Annotated in this window: 26 protein-coding genes and 3 pseudogenes; 23 read left to right on the top strand and 6 right to left on the bottom strand. The window is 37.1% G+C overall.

What is annotated here, in order from left to right:
- The first annotated feature begins 16 nt into the window (after nt 1-16).
- From lepB to IGJ20_RS07440, 8 genes and pseudogenes are all read left to right on the top strand, one after another.
- The gene (gene lepB, locus IGJ20_RS07475; RefSeq protein WP_002382369.1) at nt 17-571 is read left to right on the top strand and encodes a signal peptidase I; all 555 of its coding nucleotides are present in this window, start codon (nt 17-19) and stop codon (nt 569-571) included.
- A gap of 114 nt (nt 572-685) precedes the next feature.
- Nucleotides 686-1,136, top strand: a pseudogene (locus IGJ20_RS07470) (hypothetical protein).
- A 148-nt stretch (nt 1,137-1,284) separates the two neighbouring features.
- Complete coding sequence (locus IGJ20_RS07465; RefSeq protein WP_002357453.1) at nt 1,285-1,653, top strand: GntR family transcriptional regulator; 369 nt, start codon at nt 1,285-1,287, stop codon at nt 1,651-1,653.
- Complete coding sequence (locus IGJ20_RS07460) at nt 1,650-2,504, top strand: ATP-binding cassette domain-containing protein (RefSeq protein ID WP_002360208.1); 855 nt, start codon at nt 1,650-1,652, stop codon at nt 2,502-2,504. Before IGJ20_RS07465 ends, IGJ20_RS07460 begins: the two co-directional genes overlap by 4 nt.
- Before the next feature lies 1 nt (nt 2,505).
- Nucleotides 2,506-3,237, top strand: a complete 732-nt coding sequence (locus tag IGJ20_RS07455) for a hypothetical protein (protein WP_002357455.1) — start codon at nt 2,506-2,508, stop codon at nt 3,235-3,237.
- 192 nt (nt 3,238-3,429) lie between these two features.
- Nucleotides 3,430-4,110, top strand: coding sequence for an ABC transporter ATP-binding protein (locus IGJ20_RS07450; protein ID WP_002357457.1), 681 nt, complete (start codon nt 3,430-3,432; stop codon nt 4,108-4,110).
- Nucleotides 4,111-5,394, top strand: a complete 1,284-nt coding sequence (locus IGJ20_RS07445) for an ABC transporter permease (RefSeq protein ID WP_202522539.1) — start codon at nt 4,111-4,113, stop codon at nt 5,392-5,394. It abuts the gene before it with no gap.
- Nucleotides 5,395-5,484: 90 nt separating this feature from the next.
- A complete protein-coding gene (locus IGJ20_RS07440) occupies nt 5,485-6,453 on the top strand; it encodes an NADP-dependent oxidoreductase (protein WP_002394481.1) in 969 nt (322 codons plus the stop codon).
- 79 nt (nt 6,454-6,532) lie between these two features.
- Here IGJ20_RS07440 and IGJ20_RS07435 read toward each other — a convergent pair whose 3' ends face one another.
- From IGJ20_RS07435 to IGJ20_RS07420, 4 genes are all read right to left on the bottom strand, one after another.
- Entirely contained in the window at nt 6,533-7,135 is a 603-nt protein-coding gene (locus tag IGJ20_RS07435) for an alpha/beta hydrolase (protein WP_002361880.1), read from the bottom strand.
- A 12-nt stretch (nt 7,136-7,147) separates the two neighbouring features.
- Nucleotides 7,148-8,110, bottom strand: a complete 963-nt coding sequence (locus tag IGJ20_RS07430; RefSeq protein ID WP_033594769.1) for a ring-cleaving dioxygenase — start codon at nt 8,108-8,110, stop codon at nt 7,148-7,150.
- Between the two features lie 10 nt (nt 8,111-8,120).
- Nucleotides 8,121-8,549 carry a MarR family winged helix-turn-helix transcriptional regulator gene (locus IGJ20_RS07425; protein WP_033594768.1) on the bottom strand — a complete coding sequence of 143 codons (429 nt, stop codon included), beginning with the start codon at nt 8,547-8,549 and terminating at the stop codon, nt 8,121-8,123.
- Between the two features lie 128 nt (nt 8,550-8,677).
- A complete protein-coding gene (locus IGJ20_RS07420) occupies nt 8,678-9,472 on the bottom strand; it encodes an SDR family NAD(P)-dependent oxidoreductase (protein ID WP_033594766.1) in 795 nt (264 codons plus the stop codon).
- Between the two features lie 251 nt (nt 9,473-9,723).
- Here IGJ20_RS07420 and IGJ20_RS07415 point away from each other — a divergent pair, with 251 nt between their 5' ends.
- Nucleotides 9,724-10,422 carry a DUF7006 family protein gene (locus tag IGJ20_RS07415; protein ID WP_002360218.1) on the top strand — a complete coding sequence of 233 codons (699 nt, stop codon included), beginning with the start codon at nt 9,724-9,726 and terminating at the stop codon, nt 10,420-10,422.
- A 104-nt stretch (nt 10,423-10,526) separates the two neighbouring features.
- The gene (locus IGJ20_RS07410) at nt 10,527-11,249 is read left to right on the top strand and encodes a TraX family protein (RefSeq protein ID WP_002357468.1); all 723 of its coding nucleotides are present in this window, start codon (nt 10,527-10,529) and stop codon (nt 11,247-11,249) included.
- A 59-nt stretch (nt 11,250-11,308) separates the two neighbouring features.
- Here IGJ20_RS07410 and IGJ20_RS07405 read toward each other — a convergent pair whose 3' ends face one another.
- A complete protein-coding gene (locus IGJ20_RS07405) occupies nt 11,309-12,343 on the bottom strand; it encodes a YdcF family protein (RefSeq protein ID WP_010820013.1) in 1,035 nt (344 codons plus the stop codon).
- A 281-nt stretch (nt 12,344-12,624) separates the two neighbouring features.
- Here IGJ20_RS07405 and ptb point away from each other — a divergent pair, with 281 nt between their 5' ends.
- The 8 genes and pseudogenes from ptb (at nt 12,625) to IGJ20_RS07365 (ending at nt 20,491) form a co-directional block, all read left to right on the top strand.
- On the top strand, nt 12,625-13,446 hold the full coding sequence (ptb, locus tag IGJ20_RS07400) for a branched-chain phosphotransacylase (RefSeq protein WP_016626651.1): 822 nt from the start codon (nt 12,625-12,627) through the stop codon (nt 13,444-13,446).
- A gap of 18 nt (nt 13,447-13,464) precedes the next feature.
- Nucleotides 13,465-14,547, top strand: coding sequence for a butyrate kinase (gene buk, locus IGJ20_RS07395; protein WP_131750602.1), 1,083 nt, complete (start codon nt 13,465-13,467; stop codon nt 14,545-14,547).
- Nucleotides 14,548-14,552: 5 nt separating this feature from the next.
- Nucleotides 14,553-15,962, top strand: a complete 1,410-nt coding sequence (lpdA, locus tag IGJ20_RS07390) for a dihydrolipoyl dehydrogenase (RefSeq protein ID WP_010777656.1) — start codon at nt 14,553-14,555, stop codon at nt 15,960-15,962.
- A gap of 10 nt (nt 15,963-15,972) precedes the next feature.
- Nucleotides 15,973-16,965, top strand: a complete 993-nt coding sequence (locus IGJ20_RS07385) for a thiamine pyrophosphate-dependent dehydrogenase E1 component subunit alpha (RefSeq protein WP_016626653.1) — start codon at nt 15,973-15,975, stop codon at nt 16,963-16,965.
- Between the two features lie 21 nt (nt 16,966-16,986).
- On the top strand, nt 16,987-17,973 hold the full coding sequence (locus IGJ20_RS07380; protein ID WP_002357475.1) for an alpha-ketoacid dehydrogenase subunit beta: 987 nt from the start codon (nt 16,987-16,989) through the stop codon (nt 17,971-17,973).
- A gap of 23 nt (nt 17,974-17,996) precedes the next feature.
- Nucleotides 17,997-18,167 (top strand): annotated as a pseudogene (locus IGJ20_RS07375) (biotin/lipoyl-containing protein); the annotation flags it as partial.
- 195 nt (nt 18,168-18,362) lie between these two features.
- A pseudogene (locus tag IGJ20_RS07370) lies at nt 18,363-19,295 on the top strand (dihydrolipoamide acetyltransferase family protein); the annotation flags it as partial.
- 143 nt (nt 19,296-19,438) lie between these two features.
- On the top strand, nt 19,439-20,491 hold the full coding sequence (locus IGJ20_RS07365; RefSeq protein WP_010784764.1) for a PTS sugar transporter subunit IIC: 1,053 nt from the start codon (nt 19,439-19,441) through the stop codon (nt 20,489-20,491).
- Between the two features lie 8 nt (nt 20,492-20,499).
- Here the strand turns inward: IGJ20_RS07365 and IGJ20_RS07360 are convergent, their stop codons facing one another.
- Entirely contained in the window at nt 20,500-21,390 is an 891-nt protein-coding gene (locus tag IGJ20_RS07360) for a LysR family transcriptional regulator (RefSeq protein ID WP_002369350.1), read from the bottom strand.
- Between the two features lie 176 nt (nt 21,391-21,566).
- On the opposite strand from IGJ20_RS07360, the gene IGJ20_RS07355 reads away from it, so the two are divergent.
- From IGJ20_RS07355 to IGJ20_RS07335, 5 genes are all read left to right on the top strand, one after another.
- Nucleotides 21,567-22,508: a 2-dehydropantoate 2-reductase gene (locus IGJ20_RS07355; RefSeq protein WP_025193302.1), complete on the top strand. Its 942-nt coding sequence runs from the start codon at nt 21,567-21,569 to the stop codon at nt 22,506-22,508.
- Between the two features lie 275 nt (nt 22,509-22,783).
- Nucleotides 22,784-23,635 (top strand): ribosome biogenesis GTPase YlqF, encoded by an 852-nt coding sequence (gene ylqF, locus IGJ20_RS07350; RefSeq protein WP_002357480.1) that lies wholly within the window; start codon nt 22,784-22,786, stop codon nt 23,633-23,635.
- Nucleotide 23,636: 1 nt separating this feature from the next.
- Nucleotides 23,637-24,404, top strand: a complete 768-nt coding sequence (locus tag IGJ20_RS07345) for a ribonuclease HII (RefSeq protein ID WP_002357481.1) — start codon at nt 23,637-23,639, stop codon at nt 24,402-24,404.
- Between the two features lie 60 nt (nt 24,405-24,464).
- Nucleotides 24,465-25,328, top strand: coding sequence for a DNA-processing protein DprA (dprA, locus tag IGJ20_RS07340; protein ID WP_002382350.1), 864 nt, complete (start codon nt 24,465-24,467; stop codon nt 25,326-25,328).
- Between the two features lie 90 nt (nt 25,329-25,418).
- Entirely contained in the window at nt 25,419-26,072 is a 654-nt protein-coding gene (locus IGJ20_RS07335; RefSeq protein ID WP_002396303.1) for a CPBP family intramembrane glutamic endopeptidase, read from the top strand.
- Nucleotides 26,073-26,124: the final 52 nt, after the last annotated feature.

Here is a 26,124-nt window from a genome sequence, read left to right as displayed (position 1 = left end):
AAAAGGTGGCACGAAGTTGAAGAAGAAACGTGATTATGTTGGGTATTTAATGTACTTTCTGAAAATTTTAGTACCAGCAATCGTAGCCGTTTTTATTTTAAGAGGATTTTTCCTGATTCCTGTTCGGGTGGATGGCCATTCTATGCAAAAAACCTTGAATCAAGGAGATATGATTGTGATGGAAAAATTCTCCGCCATTAAACGGTTTGATGTGGTGGTCTTTAAAACAGACACAGGATCGATTCTGATTAAACGTGTGATTGGTTTACCAGGAGAAGCTGTGCGTTACGAAAACGATCAATTATATGTCAATAATCAGCCAATCGCTGAACCGTATTTAACTAAAAACAGAAAAAAAGATCATGAAACGATGCCTTACACTACGAATTTTGATTCAAAAGAATTGTTAATGCAAGAAAAATTACCTAAAGATAGCTATTTTGTGCTTGGTGATAATCGCCGTATGTCCAAAGACAGCCGTTCTTTTGGTGCAATACATGCAGATCAAATCTTAGGGAAAGCACAATTTGTTTATTACCCACTCACTCATATGAAGATCATTCCTAAATAAGTAAGACCACTAGTTCGTTTATTTAAATAACGACTAGTGGTCTTTTCTAATCTGAAAAATTGTTCTCTTAGCTGAAAAATGTTAAGGTTAAAGTAATGATAGATGTAGGAGGTCATGCAAATGATTAGAAAAACAATTTTAGCAAGTTCTATCTTAGGCGTTGGGTTGCTAATTGGTGCATGTGGAAACCAAACCCAAACCCAAATGAATTCAACCAATACCAGTGAATCATCACAGCCTAAAGTAACCGAATCAAGTCGCAAGTCATCTGAAAGTGCGTCTAATAACGAAGGTGTATCAAGCGATTCTAGTAAATCCACAAGTTCCACTACAGAATCAGAAATCTTAAAAGGTCTGGCGGAAGAAAAAACGCTAAAAGAAAAAATCCCGTCCTTAAATCAAACAACGATTAAGAAAGTCACTGATAATGAGTATAAACGCATTCTTGTGATGGAAGAAAAGGCTACAGGAACGACCTATAAAAGTATTTTGATAAAAAAAACAAAATCGCTTAAAAATTGTCAACGAAACAACCGATGAATTGTTATACAATGGAACCCTATAAGAACGAAACCATTCAATAAACTCAAAAGTATCGCCATTGTTTTCAAAGAAAAATTTCTTTGGAAACAATGGTTTTTTTGTTGACAAAAGAATTTCTAAGATATATAGTTAGTTACATAAGTAGTTAACTGTTTAAGCGAGGTGTAAAAATGGAATTTAATTTTTCGGGGGAAAAGCCTTTATTTCAGCAAGTAGCCGATCAGATTGCCGAAGGAATTTTTAATGGCGCTTACTTAGAAGGCGAACAAATTCCCTCAACCACAGAAATATCAAAAAGTTATCAAATCAATCCAGCCACCGTTTTAAAAGGAATGAATTTATTAGTAGAACGACAGCTGATTGAAAAGAAACGGGGGATTGGCATGTTTGTTTTACCAGGCGCTCAAGAGAGAGTAAGAAGTGCACGGAAAGAAGAATTTTTAAATAAAGAAGTCTTAGAAGTTGTCGCAGAAGCTAAAAAATTAGGGATTACAGCCGAACAATTAAAACAACTAATTGAAAGAGGGTATGACGCATGAGTTTGCGGGTGGAATCAGTAAGCAAAAAATATCATCAAAAAAAGGCATTAGATAATATTTCAATTACTTTTGAAAAAGAAACAATTTATGGGCTTTTAGGCAGGAATGGGGCTGGTAAAAGTACGTTATTAAATATCATTAATAATCGAAGTTTTGCCACTTCAGGTTCCGTTCAATTGGCGGGAGAAACAGTGACCGATAATGAGACTGCTTTGAATCATATTTACTTAATGAGTGAAGATAATTTATTTCCTCCTCAGTTAAAAATTAAAGATATTTTTAAAACGACTGAAGGTTTTTATGGATCCTTTGACTGGTCTTTAGCCGAACAAATGTTAAGCGATTTTGGTTTAGATGGTAAAAAGACATTCAAAAAATTATCAACTGGTTATCGGAGTATTGCTAAACTAATAGTGGCGCTATCCGTCCCCTGTGAGTATATTTTTTTAGATGAGCCAGTCTTAGGTTTAGACGCCAATCATCGGGAATTATTTTATACTTATTTAATTGAGACATACCAAGAACGTCCCCGTACGTTTGTGATTTCCACCCATTTGATTGAAGAAATTGCGAATTTATTAGAAGATATTATCATCATTGATCAAGGAAAATTGATTCGCGCAGAATCTATTGAAACAATTTTGAAAAACGGTCGCATTGTTTCTGGTCCGAAAGAACAAGTAGAGCGCTATACTCAGTCATTGGAAATCTTAGGCATGGACACTTTAGGTGGAGCAGTTACGGCTTACGTGTACGGCGACTTGCCGACTGAAAAAGCAGAGGTTCAAATTGCGCCGCTAAATTTACAAACATATTTTGTACAATTAACCAATAGAAAGAAGGAAAAGTAAAATGAAATTTAAAACAGCTTTGCAGTATCGTGTTATTTATCAAGTCCGTTCCTTAGCAATTTATTTTGGCTTTTATGCTTTGTTCGGCATTCTTTTTCCTCTTATTGGGTTGCTCTTTTCTAACGACGTGAATACTGTCAGCTCTGATGCAGTAATTCCTTGTCTGGTTTTTATGGGGATACTATCATTTTTAGGGGTAAACACAGATTTTAAACTGTTTATTCAAAACGGGCTTTCCCGCTGGACGATTTTTTTGGTGAATTTTGTAAGTAATGCTATTTTATCTTTGGTTGGATCCTTGGCTGTACTTGTACTGATTAAAGTATTTAGCGGCAATTTCATTTCTCATTTTCAATTATCAATGAAATTAATTGATGTCTATGCGCAAGGAAACTTTTTCATGTCGTGGTTGCTCTTTTTTATCTTACTAATGCTTAGTGGCTCACTTGGCTTGTTAGCAGGTGTCTTTAATGATCGGATAGATGGCGTAAAAAAACTCATTGTTTTATTGCTGTTATTAATGATTCCTATTTTACTGGGCACGATTGCACAATTAGGGGGGGCACCAATGCGCCTGAGAATGCTCCATGTCTTGCAAGCAATGGTTGGTTATCAATCCACTGGTTTTACTGTCCTACCACTTCTTCTGACAATCAGTTGCTTTGTTGGCATTAATCTTGGTTTGGCCTATTTATTGAATAAACATCGTGAAATTAAACGCGTAAATGCATAACTAATTAATAAGAACATGTTCAATGAGGTGAATTTGGAACATGTTCTTATTGTTTTAATTAAGAGATACATCGGAAGTACCATGACAAAGGAAAGGGCTTCCGTCAAAATAGAAAGAGAAGAAAGGAGTATGAAAAGAGTAAAAAACTTTGTAAATAAGTAAACGACAAAGAATGAAAAATGGAGGGGTAACATGGCGGTAATTGAAGCAAAAAATATTAAAAAAAGTTATGGAAAGAACGAAACAAAATTTGATGCGTTAAAAGGTGTTGATTTAAAAGTTGAAAAAGGTGAATCTGTGGCCATAATTGGTAAAAGTGGCTCTGGGAAATCAACATTTATGCACATTTTGGCATTGTTAGATCAACCAACTTCAGGAGATATTTATTTAAATGGTAAAAATGTTACTAGTATTAGAAAGAAAGTGCTGAATAAAACGAGAAATGAAGAATTTGGTTTTGTTTTTCAACAATTCTTTATGAATGCCAAGGATACAGTTTTAAATAATGTTCTTTTACCATTAAAAATTGGTGGAATTTCCGGTAGCAAAAGGAAAAAGATGGCTTTAGATGCGTTAAAAGCAGTCGGTTTGGAAGATAAAGTTCAAAACAAAGCGAATAATTTATCTGGTGGTCAAAAACAACGGGTATGCATAGCGCGTGCTTTAGTTAATAATCCGCAAATTATTTTTGCGGACGAACCTACAGGGAATTTAGATTCTGCCACTGGGAAGAAAATTGAAGAATTATTATTTGATTTAAATAAAAATAAAGGAATTACCTTAATTATTGTGACACATGATCCAGACTTAGCAGCACGTTGTGATCGGCAAGTTCATGTTCGAGACGGCTTGATTGTAGGAGGAGATGAGTAAATGAAATTTAGAGATATTTTAAAATCAGCTAGTACCAATTTAATGCGTAATAAAGGTCGAACCGTATTGACCATTATTGCAATCTTTATTGGAGCATTTACCATAGCTTTAACTACAGGAGTCAATATTGGTGTAAATGATTATATTGACAAACAAGTCGGTAGTGTCGGTGGTGCAAATCAGCTATTTATTCAGCCAAAAATGGAGATGAATGTTGGTAACGGAACAGAACCAAGTAAATATAATCCAGAGAAAAAAATCAGTACGATTCAACAACAAAGTATGCTTGCTGAAAAAGATATTGAGAAGATTAAAAAAATCTCGGATGTTACATCAGTGGAACCAATGAAATCCGTTGCTATCGATTATATAAAAGGATCAGATAAGCATAAATATGTATTTTCAGCTACTTCTGCGCTAGATGAGATGACCATTGATTTAGCGGCTGGCCGTAAAGTTTCGCAAACGAGCCAGGACTTCGAAATTAATTTGTCACCAGAATATGTAAAAGCGCTCGGCTATACATCTAGTAAAGCTGCCGTGGGGGAAACAGTTCAATTAGGTATCTCAAGTTCCTTGAAAGGACAAGAGCAAGTTATTGAAGCAAAAATTGTTGGCGTTAGAAATGCCAGTGTCATTCAAAATGGGCTCTCGCTGATGAATAAAGCATTGATTGATAAAGTTGTCTCAATCAATCAAGCAGATCTTCCAGAACATTTAAAAAATCAATACGCGATGATTATTGCTGAAGTTAAAAAAGACAGCACGCCAGAGCAGATTAAGGACATCAAAAAAGATTTAGACAAAGCTGGCTATTTAGCGACTACTGTCGAAGATGAAATTGGCATGATTCGTAATATAATCAATGCAATCACTGGTGTTTTAACCATGTTTGGTGCAATTGCCTTGTTAGCTGCAAGCTTTGGCATTATTAACACGCTGTATATGTCTGTCCAAGAAAGAACGCGAGAAATTGGTTTAATGAAAGCCGTGGGTCTTAGCAATGGGAAAGTCTTTACAATTTTTAGTGTTGAGGCGGCTTTAATTGGCTTTTTTGGCTCAATATTAGGCATTTTAGGAGCTGTTGGGGTTGGAAATTTAGTTAATCGTTTGGCAACGGATTCTTTTTTAAAGGCTTTAACAGGATTTAAATTAATTCAATTTTCATTGCCATCTTCACTAACGATTATCTTAGTTATTATGTTTATTGCTTTTTTAGCAGGAACTTTACCAGCTCGAAGAGCAGCAAAATTAGATCCAATTGAATCTTTACGTTATGAATAATAGATTAAAAACAGCCACTTTCTCTCAATTTAACTAAAGCATATTCTTATATAAAAAGAAGGCAATAGGCGTATACTAAAAGTGTGAAAAATGAAACAAATGAGAGGAAGTTGGTTTATGAAAGCTGTTGTGATTAATCAGTACGGAAGTAAAGAGGTACTTGAAGAAGCAGAAGTAACACTGCCAGAATTATCGGAACATCAAGTGTTGGTAAAAGAATACGCGACATCAATTAATCCGATTGATTGGAAATTGCGTGAAGGATATTTAAAACAGATGTTTGATTGGTCCTTTCCGATTATTCTTGGTTGGGATGTCGCTGGTGTGATTACAGAGGTGGGGAGTCAAGTAACGGATTGGCAAGTTGGCGATAAAGTTTTTGCTCGTCCTGAAACTACTCGTTTTGGTACCTATGCAGAAGTAACGATTGTGGATGATCATTTATTAGCAAAAATCCCTGAAACAATTAGCTTTGAAGAAGCTGCTGCCGTTCCGTTGGCTGGTTTAACCGCTTGGCAAGCATTGTTTGATCATGGTCACCTTAAAGAAGGAGAAACTGTTTTAATTCATGCTGGTGCAGGTGGGGTTGGTACTTATGCGATTCAACTAGCAAAAGAAGCGGGCGCACATGTCATCACGACCGCTAGCGCAAAAAATCATGCCTTACTGAAAAAAATTGGTGCAGATGAAGTGATTGATTATCATACAACGAATTTTGCAGAGGTATTAGCTGATGTTGATTTGGTCTTTGATACAATGGGTGGTGAGGTTCAAAAAAATAGTTTTGACGTCTTAAAACCAAACACCGGTCGTCTTGTTTCAATTGTGGGCATTGAAGATAAACAATTGGCAGCCGAAAAAAATATTTCTGCTGAAAGTATTTGGCTTCAACCAAATGGAGAACAATTACAAAAAATTGCTGACTTGATGGCAGCTGGAAAAGTGAAATCAATTATTGGTGAAGTTTTCCCTTTTTCTAGACAAGGGATTTATGATGCACATGCACTCAGTGAAACGCACCATGCAGTTGGTAAAATAGTTGTTCAAATGGCAGAATAAAAAGAAGCTCAGACAGTGAATTATCTTAAAATAGAAAAAGTGGGTCCTAAGTCATTTCGACTTAGGACCCACTTTTTTGTTAAGAGGACAGATGTGCCAACCAAGTTTGTGTTTCCTTAATTTCTTGATAAGTTAATTGATGACTTTGTGTCCAAACCTCTTGTACGGTTGCTCCATGATTCTGAAATAATTGAATCACACGCATACTTTCAGGAAGTGGAACAATCGGGTCATGCTCTCCTAGAGATAATAAAACAGAAGTGTCGGTCAAGTCTGGTTGATTGGTCAATTCAACAGGAAACATGGGATGATAGAGGACAGCTTGATGGTAACTATCGGGATGAGTAAGCAATAATTGAATAGCGATATTGGCCCCATTTGAATAGCCAATAAAAATAATTTTATCCAATGAAAATTGATGCTCGTTAGCGGCTTGTTGAATAAACTTATGAAGCGCCTCACCGCGTTTTTCTAGATCTTCTAAGTCATAATGACCTTCCGCTAGGCGCTTAAAATAACGATTCATTCCATTTTCTGAAACATCACCACGAATACTTAGTACAGTGGCTTGTTTATTTAGTTCTTGGGCAATTGGTAGGAGAGATGTTTCATCACCACCTGTACCGTGAAGTAGCACAAAGACAGGTGCTTCAGGATGTCCTTTTTTAAAAATTGAATGCATGGTTTTTCCTCCTTAGGCTCGTTTTGTATTGAAAGGCTTGATAACACTCTCAATATACTCACGACGGTTTTCTAAAAATGGTGCAAGAGATAACTTTTCTCCTAATGTTTCGTAAGGTTCATCCCCCATAAATCCTGGTTCATCGGTGGCTAATTCGACTAAAATATGCCCAATGCGAACATACAATGATTCAAAATAATAACGATCGACATAGCCAGAGTTTTGTAAGCCTAAATGATCAAAGAGCGCTTGCCAAGTCCCAAGTGATTTACGATCCGCTAGGCGGAATGCAACGTGATGTACTTCACCATATCCTTGTTGTGCTTGTGAGCTAGTATCATCGTCTACCAAAACGACTTGGGCACCATTGCCACCTTGGCCAACTTCTAGTAAATAGCGATTGCCTTCTTGTGCCACTAGGTGAAAGCCTAGAATTTCTTCAAAGACTTCTTTGAATTCATGAAAATAGGAAATAGCTATTTCGACAGGTCCTAAGCCATAAATCGCAAATTCTGTTGGAACAGGTCCTTTTTTCCAAGGGGTGCCCGCTGCAACGCCCTGATTTAATTCATCAGAGATTAATTGATACGCTTGATCATCAAAATCCCAGAAGCGAAGGACTTTTTTGCCAAATTCTTCAGAAATACCTGTGTGTTTGACCGCAAATTTATTAAAGCGATTTTCATAATAAGTCAAAGCTGCATCTGAAGGAACCCGGAACCCTGTTCTTGAAATTGTATTGGTTCCTTTTAATCCTTTAGGGTTATTGGGAAAATCGAAAAAGGTCATGGTTGTACCTGGTGTACCCAAATCATCAGCAAAATAGGTATGGTAAGTATAGATATCATCTTGATTCACTGTTTTTTTGACTAAACGCATCCCTAAAACGTCTGTAAAGAAGTGATAGTTTTTTTCTGCATCACTTGTCATAGCTGTAACGTGGTGGATTCCTAATAATTGATCTTCTTTTTTCATCATTATTTCCTCATTTCGTTTCATTTGTTATTTTTCGTAAAGTTTTTTGAAGAAGTGTTAATTCTTCGGAAGAGAGTTGTTCAAATGCTTCTGCAATTCGCTTTGCATGCGTCGGGAAAATTTCTTCAATTAATGTTTTTCCAGCTTCTGTTAATTCGACGTAAGTAATGCGTCGGTCTTTTTCACTGGGGGTGCGCGTTACATAGCCTTTTTTATGTAATTGGTCAATAACATAAGTGGTGCTACTGCTAGCAATTAAAATTTTCTCCTTAATTTTTTGGATGGTCTGAGGACCTTTATGGAGTAACAGCTCTAATACTGAAAATTCTGTAATGTTTAAGTCATAACAAGTAACATCTTGCTTGGCAAGTTGCTCTAGTTGATGGCTGGTTCTTAATAAACCGATATAGGCTTTTAAAGCTTCTTGCTGTTGGCTCATTGTTTCACCTCTTTTTATTTCGAATTCGAGATAAATATAACTTACTTTTGGTAAGTAATCAATTAATATGCTTAAAAAGACAGCCAGCAAAAAATGTGAATTTTTGCTGGCTGTCTTTTTTGTTTAATTTAGAAGATCGTTGGAACTAAGCCGCCATCGATTCTTAAGGCTTCGCCTGAGAATGAAGAAGAATCCGGGCTGGCCACAAAGGTAACAAAACGACCAATTTCTTCTGGTCGAATGAGCCGTTGGATTTGTGAACGAGAACGATGATTTTTCATGAAATCTTTTTCCCAATCCTCTTTGGGAATGTCTGAACCAGCGTACATATCTTCCAACATTTTTTCTACACCTTCGGTAAGGGTTGAGCCAGGCATAACCGTGTTAACGGTGACATGTGTGCCGACAGTTAAGTTGGATAAACTTTTAGCTAAGGAAAGATTCATCGTTTTTGTCATGCTATATTGGGGCATTTCGCCAGAAGGCATCACTGCTTCTTCGCTAGCGATGAAAATAATGCGACCAAAATCTTGTGCAAGCATTTTAGGTAGATAAGCTTTTGCTAATGCATTGCCTGACAACACGTTCACAGTAAAAAATTTTTCCCAAGTGGCGTCATCGATGTCCCAGTATTCCATTGGTTCAAAAATCCCCATATTATTCACTAAAATGTCGACTTTAGGGAATTTTTCAAGTAAAGTAGTTCGTTGACTTTCAATGGAAATATCGGCAGTTCCTGCTTGAGGATGAGTGTCTGGAAACATTGTTTGTATTTCTTCAACAACTTTGATTACTTCGGCTTCATTGCGCCCATTGATAATGACATCGGTCCCTTCACGAGCCATTTCAATCGCAATTGCTTTGCCAATTCCTTTGGTTGAACCAGTAATTAATGCTAATTTATTCGTTAAGTGTAAATCCATTTAAATCCCTCCAACGTTTGTCTATCTCTAGTGTAGGTCTTTTTCTGGACTTTTAAAAGGAAAAAGTTTTTTCGGCCCGCGAGAAACAAGCCCCAATAATTACTTAACAGCTGAGTTTTCACTTTTTGGGCGTAAAACGAGTAATTATTGTCAGTAAAAAAGCGTCACTTTTTTGATAGAATAACTAGAGACGAAATTGGCTAAGACCAATTTTTGTAAAATTGTACATAAAAAAGAAGAGTGGGAATGCTATGAAGAAACAATATTACTGGAATATACCCGATAACTTACTAAACTCGTTAAAACAGCGGAAAAAGTTATACAGCTTTTATAAAAATGAACAAAATAAGGCAAGAGAATTAGTAGAGAATTGTCAGTCGGTTCTTTTTCCTGAATTAGTCGCTTCGCTGAATAAAATAGATGAGCGGATTAAATTATTGATATTCTATCAAAATTTAGAAGATTGTGAGCTTTCAGAAGAAGAAATTATTACTGTGATTGAGCGAGAATATTTTGTGACTTTTTATGAAACAATTGAAGAACCGACCACTGAAATTATTAGTAGTCATTCTATGTATTATTTATTGCAACAGCCGACTAAAGAAATGCTTTGGGATTTAGACTTTAGTAACATGTTAAAACAAGGTCAGTTAGTTGATTTAATGGATTATCAAAAATTGACCAAATGTTATCAAAAGCTGCAGAATCAAGCTAAAAATTTGATTGAAAAATTAAATAAAGAAACATTTTACACATTCTATAGTCAACTTTTATTGATTGACTGCCAATGCAAATTATTAATAGAAGAGGCGCTTCTGAAAGAAGAATCATTGATGACGGTCGATGAATGCTTAATAGCCATTAAGCAAGAAATTCGAAAAATTCATTTTGAACAATTTAAATACCAACATTATTTATTTGAAGATTTATCTTTGCGGTACCAAGTTTAACAAAAGTGACAAAAAGAATGGTTGAATCTAACAAGAATGTTCGTTGTTTTCTGTTATATAAAAAGATATGATAGTTTCTGTAGAAAAAATAAAGGAGACGATTCATGAACGCAAATCGCTTAAAGTTATTGATGATGGGGTTAATGGTTCTTGACCATATTAGTTATTTTGTTCCGCCAGAATGGGCACTGATTTTTCATGTAATTACTCGTTGTGTCGGTGTGTTTTTTGGTTACATGGCTGTAGAAGGTTTCAACTATACACGGAATGTTTATCGTTACAATGGTCGTTTGTATATTTGGGCAGCAATCATGTTTGTTGGAAATACGCTTCTAAATCATTTAGTGAATAATCCAGCTGTCGCTGTTCACAACAATATTTTCTTCACCTTAGCCCTTGGTGTCAGTATGTTAATTGTGACAAAAGCGATGCTAGAGATGCCAAAAATCAGTTTAAAAATTGTTTTATTGATTAGTATACTAGCAATTTTAGGAATAGGAGCAATGTTTGCTGAAGGTGGCATTGTGATGTTACCTTTTATGTTGATTACGTATTTAGCCAGAAAGAGACTTGTCTTACGGAACTGTTTATATGGTGCATTAGCGCTCTTTTTCTTAGTTACAAGTTTTCAATGGTTGGGAGATTGGCCAACGACAATTGAAATGTTAGCTTATAATTCTGATTTTATGTTTATCACTGTGTTACCCTTTATATCGCTTTACAATGGTGAGAGAGGGAGCAAAGCACCATTTTTCAAATATTTATTTTACGGATTCTATCCGCTCCATTTATGGCTGATTGCATTGATAGCCAATTACGTTCATTAAACCTTTTTATATTAAAAGAATAAAAACAGCGACTCACAAAAATGTGAGTCGCTGTTTTTTTAGATGGGTAAGATACTGATTCCTAAAAGAAGAGTGACAAGTAGAAAAACAAAAAGCACAATTCGCTTATCATGAACCAGTAAGGCAATGTATTCTCGGATTAGAGCAGTTGGTAAAAAATATAAGGCAGTTGGCGCCCCGACACCTTCAGCTTTTAAGCCGACACGATGGGCATACATAGCTCCTCGTAAGACATGATAGTTATTTGTTGAAAAAATAACAGAGGGTTTTTTAGAATCAGACGGCATCTTTTGCCAATCTGCCTGAATTATTGCTTTAGAAAACAACATATTTTCATAAGTGGTTGTGGATTGGTCCTCCATCAAAATTGCTTCTGCAGGAATATTTTGTGAAAGCAAATATTTTTTCATTGCGAAAGCTTCGGCCACAGGTTCGTCAGGACCTTGACCACCGCTGACTACAAATTTAGCGGTGGGATTTTTTTCATAATATTCAATTCCTTTATCTAACCGACTCTTCAAAAGTGGAGGTACTTCCTCGCTACGAATTCCCGAACCTAAAACAATGATATAATCAACCGCTTTTTTTAAAGGAATCATTTGGTACATCCATGAATACAAGACGTAAGCAGCAAATAGAAAGGTCAGCAAAAGATCCATTAACAATAGAAAAAGTAAGAACAGAAAAAGGACATAGGGTACTTGCATTGTGCCAATCGATAATAAATAAAGAAAGGCTGGTAAAGCAATTAATAAGTTCAACCCTAAGCCCGCCGACAATTTAGCCGTGACACTTTTGCCTTCTTTCGTTTGCATCGTACGTGAGTTAAAAATAAAGTAAAGGCAAATGCCGATAAACACAGCGGGAATTAATAGATAAGCAATGGCCAAGGTAATTAGGTCGCCATTCTTAAAATGTAAATAAATTTTGTCTAGTCCGATAAATAGTAAGGTGACTAATGACAATAAGGTGCCGGAAGCCAAAGTGATACCGCCGAGGATACTGCGGTTATTAATTTTTAATATACCAAATCCTAGTAGGGCGATAAACAAAAAGAATAGTAGTAGTGCCATTTAATTCCTCCTAAAATAAGTATCTAAAGTATAACATGGTTTAGAATCTGACATAAATAAACAGCTGTGCCGAAGCATAAGTTTTCCTTTCATTCTTAGAAAAGAAGTTTTTTCATGGAAAGTAAATTAGATAACAATTGTTTAGAGAAGGAAAAGCTTGATTTACTAAGATTTTCCTTCTCTATAAAAAATATTAATAAGGACATAAAAATTAACAATTTGTATGCGCTTACATACTGAGGTAGATTTAAAGTGTAAAGAAGAAAAAATGAGGTGAGAAAATGGTCACTGTTTCAATTGCAGGAGGTTCACAACCAGAGATTTTACAGTTAGTTAAAAAAGCACTAAAAGAAGCCGAGCAACCGTTGCAGTTTATTGTATTTGATACAAATGAAAATCTTGATACTGAAAATCTCTGGAAATATGTTCATTGCTCAGATGAGGCCGCGGTAGCACGGGAAGCTATCAGTCTAGTTGCAACCGGTCAAGCACAAATTTTATTGAAAGGAATTATTCAGACCCACACATTACTAAAAGAAATGTTGAAAAGTGAGCATCAATTAAAAAATAAACCGATTCTTTCCCATGTAGCAATGGTGGAGCTGCCTGCGGGAAAAACCTTCTTGCTAACCGATTGTGCGATGAATATCGCCCCCACTCAAGCGACCCTCATTGAAATTGTTGAAAATGCTAAAGAAGTCGCCCAAAAATTGGGACTGCACCACCCGAAAATTGCTTTGTTAAGCGCAGCGGAAAATTTCAATCCTAAAATGCCTTCGTCTGTTTTAGCAAAAGAAGTCACGGCACATTTTAATGATCAAAAAGAGGCTACGGTTTTTGGTCCACTTTCGCTTGATTTAGCGACCTCTGAAGAAGCGGTTGCGCATAAACGTTACAGCGGTCCTATCATGGGGGATGCAGATATTTTAGTGGTCCCAACTATTGATGTTGGAAATTGTTTATACAAATCATTAACCTTGTTTGGGCACGCCAAGGTGGGAGGAACGATTGTTGGCACAAAAGTCCCAGTCGTTTTAACATCTAGAAGCGATTCGACAGAAAGCAAATTCCATTCATTAAGATTTGCCATGAGACAAGTTTAAAAAAAGGAGCAGAAAACAATGGAAACAGTATTGGTTATTAATCCTGGCTCGACCTCCACGAAGTTAGCGCTTTTTGCTAATCATGATTGCTTGGCAGAAGAAACGCTTAGACATAGCGTCCAAGAATTGGCACCTTTTGAAAATGTTGTCAGTCAAACATCATTTCGAAAACAAATGATCGCGGAATTTTTAGAAACACATAACATCACACAATTAGCCGCTGTTGTAGGGCGTGGTGGTTTGCTTAAGCCTATTCCTGGCGGTACGTATCTTGTCGACCAACAAATGCTAGAAGACTTGCGGACAGAACGCTTTAATACCCATGCTTCAAATTTAGGGGCGATTTTAGCTAATGAGTTTGCAGAAAAATATCACGTGTCAGCCTTTATTGTCGATCCTGTTGTTGTAGATGAGCTACACCCATTAGCCAGGATTTCTGGATTAAAAGGCATTCAGCGGCGTAGCGTTGGTCACGCCTTAAATCAAAAAGCGGTCGCTCGAAAAATCGCTGAGGATTTAGGGAAAACATATGAGCAAAGCAATTTTATCGTTGTTCATTTAGGTGGGGGTATTAGCTTGGGGGCGCATCAAAAAGGCCGCATGGTGGACGTGGTAAATGGGCTTGATGGTGAAGGCCCTTATACGCCAGAACGCAGTGGTGCCTTACCGCTCGTTGAATTTGCGCAATGGATACTTGAACAGGAGTTAACGATTAGCCAAGTGAAAAAGCTAATTGCGGGGAATAGCGGTCTTAAATCATACCTAGGTGAAACAGATTTACGGCATATCCAAGCACAAATAGCTGCAGGTGATCAAACAGCAAATTACTATTTAAAAGGAATGTGTTACCAAATCGCAAAAAGTATTGGCGAGATGGCCGTGGTTCTTGAAGGCACAATTGATGCAATTATTTTAACAGGGGGCGCAGCCTATTCGCAAACCGTTGTTCAAGAAATTAGTCAAAAAGTCACTTGGATTGCACCAATTAAGGTTTACCCAGGTGAAATGGAGATGGCTGCTTTATATGAAGGCGTCAATCGAGTATTAACAGGGGAAGAACAAGCTTTAAATTATAGTGAAGCAAAAATTGAGCAGGAGTGATCAAAATGGCGGAACAAACAGATTTACTGATTTTAGGTGGCGGAACAGGAGGCTATGTAGCAGCAATTCGAGCTGCACAAAAAGGGCTAAACGTCACAATTGTTGAAAAATACAAATTAGGTGGCACTTGTTTGCACAAAGGCTGTATCCCTACAAAAGCTTTATTAAGAAGCGCAGAGGTTTTTGATACCTTAAAACAAGCGGCTTCTTTTGGGATTGAAACAGAGGCAGCGTCCATTGATTTTTCTAAAATACAACAACGGAAAGAAGGAATTATTGAGCAGTTACACAAAGGTGTTGAAGGCTTATGCAAGAAAAATAAAATCAAAATTTTAGCAGGCGAAGGTGCGATTTTAGGTCCCTCCATTTTTTCACCAGTCTCTGGCGCAGTGGCAGTTACGTTTAATGATCCAACACGAGAAGAAGAAATTATCGTTCCTAAAAATGTCATTATTGCGACAGGCTCTAGTCCTAAAACGTTACCTAATTTGCCATTGGATGAAGAATTTATCTTATCTTCTGATGGGATGCTTGAATTAGAAGAGCTACCAGAATCAATTGCAATTATTGGTGGTGGCGTTATTGGTGTCGAGTGGGCTTCTTTATTAAATAGTTTAGGTGTCAACGTAACTATCATTGAATTTTTGGATCGTTTACTTATAAATGAGAGTGCAACAATTTCTAAAGAATTAAAGAAACGTTTAGAGCAACGAGGAATTAACATTTTATTAGGTAGCAAAGTCCAAGAAGCGAAAGTTACCGGACAGAAGGTTCAAGTAGAAGTTGCAGGACAAGAAACCCTCACTGTTGACAAAGTCATGGTAGCAATTGGTCGTCAACCCAATATCAATAAGTTAGGGTTACAGAATACCTCAGTGAAATATACTGACAAAGGCATTGAAGTAAATGAATTTTATCAAACCACAGAAGGACATATTTATGCGATTGGTGATTGTATTGATACACTTCAACTAGCGCATGTGGCTATGAAAGAAGGAGAGCTAGCTGTTCAGCATCTTTTAGGCGAGACAGTTGAACCTTTAAATTATACAAACGTGCCTCGAGGTGTTTATACAAATCCTGAAATAGCAAGTGTCGGCTATACTAGAGAAACTTTACCAGCAGATAAAGAAGTAGTGATTGGTACCTTTAATTTTAATGGTAATGGTAAATCACTTGTTTATGGAGAAACAGATGGCTTTATAGAAGTAATTCGTGACAAGAAGACCGATGATTTATTAGGGGTTTCTATGATTGGGCCACATGTCACGGATTTAATTGCCGAAGCAAGTACTGCCATGTATTTAGATGCCGCGCCCATTGAAATTGGTGAAGCAATCCATGCGCATCCAACAATGACAGAAGTATTGCAAGAAGCAGCCTTAGATACTTATGGCTTAGCGATTCACAAATAGAGAAAGGTTGATGAAAATGAAAACGCTTAAAAAATCGGGTTTATCAAAAGAAGAATTGATTCAGGCATATCGTCAAGTACTACGAGGACGTCGTTTAGACGAACGGTTGTGGCAATTAACAAGGATTGGTAAGACCTCTTTCAATATTTCTGGTCAAGGGGCAGAAGTTGCACAAGTAGCGATGGCGATGGCTTTTGATCCTCAAAAAGATTATTTTTTACCGTATTATCGTGATATGACCGCGTGCTTGGTTTGGGGCATGACCTCCAAAGATATTTTAATGGGTTCTTTTGGAAAAGAAGCGGATCCTTCTTCCCATGGTCGTCAAATGCCGAATCATTATGGTTCAAAAGAGCATAATATTGTTTCCTTCTCTTCAACAGTAAGTACACAAATGCCATTAGCGACAGGTGTTGGTTATGCAGCGCAACTTCAAAAAGCTGATTTTGTTGCATTGACCACCACTGGGGAAGGCTCTGCCAATCAAGGAGAAGTCCAAGAAGCTATGAACTTTGCAGGCGTAAAAAAATTGCCAGTCATTTTTGTTGTTGAAAATAATGAATATGCGATTTCTGTCCCAATCGAAGAACAGTATGCCAATAAACGAATGGCCGATCGCGCGAAAGCTTATGGCTTTGAAGGTGTGACCGTTGATGGTAGTGATTTTACTGAAGTCTATCTAGCGTTTAAAGAAGCAGTAAAAGCGGCTCGCGGGAAAAAAGGACCAAAATTGATTGAATTAATGGTTTCTCGCTTGACTTCTCATTCCGCTGACGATGATCAATCTGTTTATCGTTCAAAAGAAGAAATTGAAGAAATGAAAAAGAACGATGCAGTGAAGCTTTTTGAAAAACAATTATTAGAAGAGGGCTATTTAACAGACGAAGACATTACCCAAATTGATGAAGAAATTCGTGCAGAAATCAATCAAGCAACGGATGAAGCAGAAGCAATGCCAGATCCTGTACCGACATCAATTTTAGAAGAAGTGTATGCAAAATAAGAGAAGAGGAGAAGAAATATAATGGCTGAGATGACTTATTTAGAAGCAATTAACTTAGGAATTTCTGAAGAAATGGCTCGTGATGAAAAAGTAGTTATTTTTGGAGAAGATGTCGGCGGCGACAAAGGCGGCGTGTTCGGTGTAACAAAGGGTTTAGCTGCTAAATACGGTGACGAGCGTTGTTTTAATACACCGTTAACAGAAGGCTTAATTGGTGGTTTAGCTGTCGGCTTAGGTTTAATGGGCTATCGCGCAATTGGTGAATTTCAATTTGCGGATTACATTTTGCCTGCAACCAATCAATTGTTATCAGAGGCTCGGACAATGCGCTATAGAACAAAAGGCGATTGGACTGCGCCAATCGTTTATCGGACACCTTATGGCGGCGGTGTTCGTGGTGGGCTGTATCATTCTCAGTCTACAGAAAAAGTTTTTTGTGGACAACCAGGATTAAGAGTTGTGACCCCCTCTAATCCTTATGATGCAAAAGGGATGATTAAAGCAGCGATTCGTTCCGATGATCCAGTCATTTTTTACGAACATAAGCGTTTATATCGTTTACTAAAAGATGAAGTGCCTGCAGATGATTATATCGTACCAATTGACAAAGCCAATGTCGTTAGAACGGGTAGTGATTTAACCGTGATTAGTTACGGCATGACCTTGCAATTAGCTTTAGCTGCGGCGGAAAAACTAGCCGCTGAAGGAATTGATGCCGAAATCGTCGATGTTCGCTCATTATATCCTTTAGATCGCGAAACATTAGTAGCTGCAGCTAAGAAAACAGGGAAGGTTTTACTCGTAACAGAAGACAATAAAGAAGGCAGCGTGATGAGTGAAATTGCGGCAATGATTTCAGAAGATGCTCTCTTTGATTTAGATGCACCGATTCAACGACTTGCAGGACCTGATTGTCCAAGCATGCCTTATGCATTACCTTTAGAAAGAGAATTTTTAATCAATGAAGAGCAAGTATTAGCAGCAATGAAAGAATTAGCAGAATTTTAATTGAAGCAAGGAGGAAAAAATAAATGGCCACAAAAGAAATCAAAATGCCTCATCTAGGCGAAAGTGTCACAGAGGCAGCCATTGTCCAATGGTTAGTTAAACCAGGAGATTCAGTGAAACGCTATGATCCCTTAATGGAAGTCGTTTCTGATAAAGTCACCACGGAAGTCCCATCAGATTTTGATGGTGTAGTAAAAGAATTTCTGATTTCTCTAGATACAGATGTGCCCATCGGAACAGCGGTGATGACGTTAGAGACAGAAGAAACAACAGAAGAAACAGAAGTAGCTACTTTAGCACCAGTGAAAGAAGCAAGTGCGGAACAAGCGCAAGAACATGAAACGGCTGAAACAACAAGCACTGCGACGTCCCATCAAAAAAATAATGGTCGTTATTCCCCAGCAGTCCTTAAAATTGCCCAAGAAAAAAAGATTGATTTAACACAAGTTACAGGGACAGGTCGTGATGGTCGAATTACTAGAAAAGATGTTACAAACTTTACACCAACACAGGCAAGAACACCTGAGAAAACAGTGAGTCCAGGAACTAGCCCTTCAATTTCAGAGGAGCCAGTTGCTTCGCAAAATGAAAGCGCCGCAACAGCTAGTCCAACTGAAACAAGCACAGATAAAATTGTCTCTGCAGATCCTGTACGTAAAGCAATTGCTAAAAAAATGGTCCAAAGCGTCAACGAAATCCCTCACGCTTGGTTAATGGTGGAAGCGGATGTGACCAACTTAGTCCAACTTAGAAATTCATTAAAAGATGAATTTAAACAACAAGAGGGCCTATCTCTAAGCTTCTTCCCATTTTTTGCCAAAGCAGTCATTCAAGCGTTAAAGAAAAATCCAAAAATCAATACATCTTGGGATGATGGCTCAATTATTTATCATAAAGATGTTAATTTATCCATAGCTGTAACGACAGACGAGCATCTTTATGTGCCAGTGATTCAACAAGCGGATAACTATTCAATTGCAGGGCTAGCTAAAGAAATCAATCGCTTGGCACAAGAAGTCCGACAAGGAACGCTAGCAAGCAAAGAAATGCAAGGAGGGACCTTTACTCTTAATAATACTGGAACACTAGGTTCCGTCCAATCGATGGGAATTATTAACCATCCACAAGCTGCGATATTACAAGTAGAGTCAATTAATAAACGCCTTGTGCCAACCGCAGATGGAGGCTTTAAAGTGGCAGATATGGTTAATTTATGTCTTTCTATTGATCATCGAATTTTAGATGGACAACAAGCAGGTAAGTTCTTGCGAGATGTTAAAGATAATTTAGCGAAATATAATGCGGATACGGATGTATATTAAAAATCGTTCCTTGCTTTAGTTAAATAAAAAGCGCCTCAAAGAAATAAGCGCTCTTCTTTGAGACCGCTCTTTATCTAACAGAAAGTTCAATAATTCTCAAACTTGTTTTAAAAAAACAAAAATAATCAATAGGAGTGTTGAAAATGCCCACTGATAAACTGGATGCTCAATTAACCCCAAGAATATTTTTTAACAAAGTGTTAGCTGGAACAGCTTCCGGCACCATTATCGCTTTAATTCCCAATGCTGTATTAGGAGCCATTTTAAAATATTTTGCAGAATACAAGATTATCGAAATGATTATTCATGCGGCGCAAATTTTCCAACTAGCCACCCCTTTAATTATTGGTGGACTGATTGCTTTTCAATTTGGCTTAACGCCACAGAAAATGATGATTGCTGGCGGTGCAGCATTTGCTGGCTCTGGCGTGATTAAATTTAATTCAGAAGTGAAAGGCTTTATTGGTGCAGGCACTGGTGACATCATTAATATTATGATTACCGCTTCTGTTGCAGTCTTACTTTTATTAGTCATCGATAAAAAATTCGGTTCAGTGGAAATCATTGCTTTACCGATTGTTGTTGGAGTAGGTGCAGGTTTGTTTGGCATGTTGATTTACCCATATGTGACACAGATCACGGTCGCCATTGGTAAAGTGATTAACAATTTTACTGATTTCCAGCCAATTATCATGAGTATTTTAATTGCTTGTTCATTTGCTGCACTGATTATTTCACCAATCACTACTGTGGCAATCGGTTTGGCGATTCAGTTGAATGGCTTGTCTGCAGGTGCTGCCGCAATGGGAATTGCAGCCACAACTGTTGTTCTTGTGATTAATTCTTGGAATGTCAACCAATCGGGAGTGACACTGGCTGTCTCTTTGGGCGGCATGAAAATGATGATGCCTAACTTATTTAAATACCCAATTATTTTAATTCCTTGTTTATTTACAGCGACTATTTCAGCAATTCCTGTGGTTCTATTCAACATTTCAGGAACCCCACAATCGGCTGGATTTGGCTTGGTTGGACTCGTGGGACCACTTGCTTCATTGGATGCGGGCTTAGGGATCTTACCCTTACTCTTTTCTTGGTTTGTTGTTCCAATTGTCACGGGTTTATTCTCAAAATTCTTATTTGAAAAAGTGTTGAAACTTTATGATAGTAAAGTCGTCTTTGCTTATCAAGGCTAGATTATCCATTAATTTTCTTTAATGATTTGGATAAAATCTCTAACATCTTCTGTCAGACTAAAATCGCGGCGCAAAGCAATGCCGATGGGGAAATAGTCAAACTTATCTTTTAAAGGAATCCATTTCAGTCCTTGACTTTTTCCCACTTCATAATATTCAATCGGCAGCAAACAAATCGAATTATTTTTTTGTAAACTATAAAGAAGTACTTGTAAATCATCGTTATGCAAAATGATATTCGGCTCATAACCGAAGCTCCGAGTCCGATCTAGTAGTAGGCGACCAATCATAAAATTATCACTTAACGATGAAAATCGTTGATCTTTCAAATCTTTAAAAGTTAATTTTTCATATTGGGAGAGAGGATTTGATTCTGGTACCACGACATAAACATGGTAGCCTTTGGTAGTCGTTTCTAAAGGTTCAATATGAATAATTTCAGGTAAGGTATTTGGGAAAGAAATTAGTCCCATATCAATTTCTTTATTTGCTAACATCGTTTGTAATTTTGGCGAGCCGTCTTGCTGTAATATTAAATTCACATGTGGATGGGTTGTTAAAAATCGTGAAATTTCTTTCATAAATTGTACAGCAAATAAAGTAGTTAACCCTAAACGCAATTGCTTTTTAACTGGTTTCTGGTTCATTTCACGAATATCTGTTACCAATTGATCGAATTGAAAAACAACTTCTTGGCCATGTTCATATAAATAAACACCAGTATCGGTCAATTGAAACGGTTGATCAGAATGATCAAACAACGCTGTGCCTAACTCAGATTCCATTTTTTTCAATGCTAAAGAAAGTGTTGGTTGGGTGACAAATAAATTGCGAGCGGCCGCCGATAAACTGCGAGTATTAACAATTTCAATGAAGTACTTTAAAAGCTGAATATTCATCAGAAACTCCCTTTCTTTTTAAAGGCGCTTACACAAATGTGCTTGGATAAAAAATAACAAATAGATCACTTATAATATAACATATGTTTTGCCTTTTTATTGCTATAAAAGTAAGAGATAGAGATTTTCTTAGCAGATTTTTACCTAAAAATAAAAAATTGAACGGAGGAAAAGAAATGAAGATTATTATCGCAGGTGCTGGCGCTATGGGCAGTCGCTTTGGACTAATGTTACATCAAGCAGGAAATGATGTTATTTTTGTCGATGGTTGGCCAGAACATATTGAAGCAATAAGAAAAAACGGGTTAGTTGCTGATTTTAATGGCGAAGTGGTGACCGCTAAAATTCCTATCTATCCTCAGACAGAAGTAGCAAGCATCGATTTTACAGCAGACTTAGTTATCCTATTTACAAAAGCAATGCAACTGGCAGGAATGCTTGAAGCATTAGAACATTTCCTTAATAAAAATACGAAAGTTTTATGCTTGTTAAATGGAATTGGGCACGAAGATATTATCAAAAAATACGTGCCTTACGAAAATATTTTATTAGGAAACACAATGTGGACCGCTGGGTTAGAAGGACCGGGCAAAGTAAAATTATTTGGTAATGGTTCGATTGATTTACAAAATTTAGGGGCGCAAAGTGAACAAGCAGCAGAAGCAGTCATTAAGGTATTAAATAACGCTGGCTTAAATGCTCGTTATTCTGAGAATATTTTATCATCCATTTATAAGAAGGCCTGTGTGAATGGAACAATGAATGGTTTATGTACTTTGTTGGATTGTAATATGGCAGACTTTGGCGAAACAGAGCAAGCAGATCAAATTGTTCAACAAATAGTTAATGAATTTTTAGCAGTCGCTGAAGTGGAACAAGTTACGTTAGATAAACAAGCAGTGCTTCAACAAATCCGCTCGTGTTATAATCGAGAAACAATTGGTTTGCACCATCCATCGATGTATCAGGACTTAATAACCAATCATCGTTTAACCGAAATTGATTATATCAATGGAGCAATTGTTCGCAAAGGGAAAGTCTATGGGATTGCTACACCGTACTGTCAGTTTTTAACAGAGTTAATTCATTGTAAAGAAAATTTACTTCATGCTAAATAACAAGTAAAAACAGAAATATTCTTGAGTCGGTCTTGAGAAGAGCTTGACCTACTTCTTTCTATACTTTGCCAGTGTACAAGGCTGAGACAAAATCCAAAGTGAGTTTGTCTCAGCTTTTTTGTTTTTTAAAGAACACTACAGAAAATAAATCAAATCCGTGAAAAATATGTTAAACTAGAGAAGGTGTTTTTTCGCAAGAATCTACGCGGAACACAGGACTCGTTGAAGAATTGAATCAAAGAAACAATGTGTTAAAGAAGGGATTTGAACAGATTATGACCATTCAATGGTTTCCCGGCCATATGGCCAAAGCAAGAAGAGAAGTTTCTGAAAAAATCAAATATGTCGATATTGTATTTGAACTAGTTGATGCGCGGTTACCGCTTTCTTCCCGTAACCCAATGATGGACCAAATTGTCCAACAAAAACCACGATTAGTCCTTTTAAATAAAGGGGACTTAGCAGATAACGACCAAAATAAAAAATGGCAACATTACTTTCAAAAGAAAGGGTACCAAACCCTAGTTATCAATGCCCAACAAAATAAAGGAATCAATAAAATTGTGCCAGCAGCCAAGGAAGCGTTAAAAGAAAAATTGGCTCGTGAACAGGCGAAAGGCTTGAAACCGCGTGCGATTCGCGCCATGTGTATTGGGATCCCCAATGTTGGTAAGTCAACCTTAATGAATCGTTTAGTCGGAAAAAAAATTGCGCAAACTGGGAACAAGCCAGGTGTGACAAAAGGACAACAATGGTTACGCTCTGGTTCCCAATTGGAATTACTGGATACACCAGGAATTCTTTGGCCAAAATTTGAAGATGAAGAAATTGGGAAAAAATTAGCTTTAACTGGCGCTATAAAAGATCAATTATTGCATTTAGATGATTTGGCGATTTATGGATTAGAATTTTTTGCACGTTTTTATCCGCAACGTTTGACGGAACGATATGGTTTAACAGAGGAAGAGCTATTTTTACCTGCCCCAGAACAATTGATGTTAATTAGCCAAAAACGTGGTTTTAGAGATGATTATAATCGAGCCAGCGAAATGATTATTTTAGAAATTCGCAGTGGAAAATTAGGTACGTATACTTTGGACCGCTGGGAAGAACTAGGAGACGAATAACATGGCAAAAGAGTCGATTCAGGCAATCAAAGAAGCGTTGCTAACTGTCACTGATGCAACCGATGAACGATTAGCAAGCTGGCGAGAAGATGAACGTTCAGGAGTGCAACAAGCGATCAAACAATGGGAACGTCGCCAGTTAGCCAAAGAAAAAGAATGGCAACTTTTTAAAGAAATGAGTCAATTTGAGGAAGCGGCCTATAAAAAAGGCCATCGTTTAATTGCGGGAATTGATGAAGTAGGCCGCGGACCATTAGCTGGCCCTGTTGTGACAGCTGCAGTTATTTTACCGAAAGATTGTCAATTATTAGGTTTAAATGATTCAAAAAAACTATCTGCTAAAAAACGGGAAACGTTATATAACCAGATTCAAGAACAGGCTGTCGCTATCGGGTTAGGTATCGCTGATCAAGGAGTCATTGATCAAATTAATATTTATCAAGCAACTAAACAAGCGATGAAAATGGCAATTGACGATTTAGCTTTTGCACCAGATTATTTATTAATTGATGCAATGCAGTTAGACGTTCCCCAACCACAAGAAAGTTTGATTAAAGGGGATGCGCGCTCCATTTCGATTGCAGCAGCCAGTATTATTGCAAAAGTAACAAGAGATCGATTAATGGAAGAATATGATGAATTATATCCTGGATATGGATTTAAAAACAATGCAGGTTATGGAACAAAAGAACATCTTCTCGGGTTAGAAAAATACGGTGTAACACCCATTCATCGACGTACGTTTGCGCCAATAAAAGATATGATTTAAAAATAAAACACTTTTTTTACGTATTCTTATTTTAAGAAGATGTGAAAGAGGTGTTTTTTGTTGGAAATTTTACAACGACAATTATTATTTAAATTAGCGGTATGCCAAGGAATTGGCAATTTAGGGATCTTAAAAGTGTTACAAGAAGCTATCGCACAAAAGCGTGTTGATTTTTCCAGTACAGAAATTATTAGAATTGCTGAAATCAAGAAATATCGTGAATTATTTGAACAATCTTGGTTACACCATACGATTCATAGTGAAGCGTTATATATACGACAATGCCAACACCAATTTATGACAATTTTAGATGCCGTCTATCCTAAATTATTACGAGAAATTTATAATCCACCAGCAATTCTTTTTTATAGAGGAAATTTACAATTGTTAAGTAGAAGGAAAATTGGCATCGTCGGCGCTCGCTATGCCACTTCGTATGGGTTAAGAGTGACTGAAGCTCTGGTTCCTAAAATAGTCAAAGAAGGATTCACAATCGTCAGTGGTCTTGCCAAAGGCATTGATAGTCGTAGCCATGAGATGGCCATCCAGAACGGGGGTCAGACAATTGGAATTTTAGGCACTGGATTAGATGTATATTATCCGTATGAAAAGAAAGAATTACAGCAAACTATGAAGCAGAATCAGCTTGTTTTAACAGAATATGTGAATGGGAGTGGGCCGAAAAAATATCATTTTCCTGCACGTAATCGCATTATTGCTGGATTATCTTTAGGGGTCTGCGTGATGGAAGCTCGTAAGAATAGTGGCTCTTTAATTACTGCACAAGCGGCGATGGATTACGGGCGCGAGGTATTTGCCGTACCGGGAAGTATTTTCCAGTCTTTTTCAACAGGCTGCCATGAATTAATTCAGGACGGCGCTAAATGTGTTCAGACAATTGATGATATTTGTGAAGAATTGTGACTTTTACTAATTGTGAATTGACAACCTACGTTCACTTCGGTACTATTTAATCAGATTTTAATCTTTTGGTTGGTAGTTAGGAGTGTCTAAATGGAAACGGTTGTTAGAAAAAGATGGTTGTTTGGTATGCAGCTACTGGGCTTTTTGATTTTGGATCAAATTCCTTTGATGATGGTCTCAGTTGTTCAATTTTCTACAGAAAATTTTTGGTTTCGCTTTGTTAGTGGATTAGTGGCTGTTGGACTTGGTGCCTATTTCGTCTATCTATTTGTTGCTTTTTTGAAAAAGAAAAAGCTCATAACTTGGACTTTTTTAGGAATCAAAGAAACCTTGCCAGTGGTCTTGTTAGGTTTGGTGATAATCTTTTGTGTGGGAATATTTGGTGATTTCTTATTACGTCTGGAAGGATTAGAGACGACCTCTAACCAACAAAGTGTTGAAGAAATTGTCCAATCTATTCCTAAAGGGCTTATACTTATTTTTGCAGGTGTGATTGGGCCAATTTTCGAAGAGGGAATTTTTCGTGTCGGGATTCAAGCGTTTTTCAAGCCAGCTTCAAAAATAGGCATACTCGTTTCTTCTATTTTATTTGCACTTGTGCACACGCCCACAGATATAGGTAGTTTTATTATTTATTGGGGCATGGGTTTAGCGTTAAGTTGGGTCTATCTACGCACGGGTCGCTTTGAAGCTGCTGTCTTGACTCATTTTATTTGGAATGTTTTGGGTATTTTAATGCTTTAGGATAAAATCTATAAATCATAGGCATTTTTTATTTATAAATTCGGACAGTCAA

Origin of the sequence: Enterococcus sp. DIV0294 (assembly GCF_050558155.1) — a bacterium.
Taxonomy (GTDB): domain Bacteria; phylum Bacillota; class Bacilli; order Lactobacillales; family Enterococcaceae; genus Enterococcus; species Enterococcus faecalis.
The sequence above is the reverse complement of the archived record's forward strand: the minus strand, read 5'-3'. Positions and strand labels throughout refer to the sequence as shown.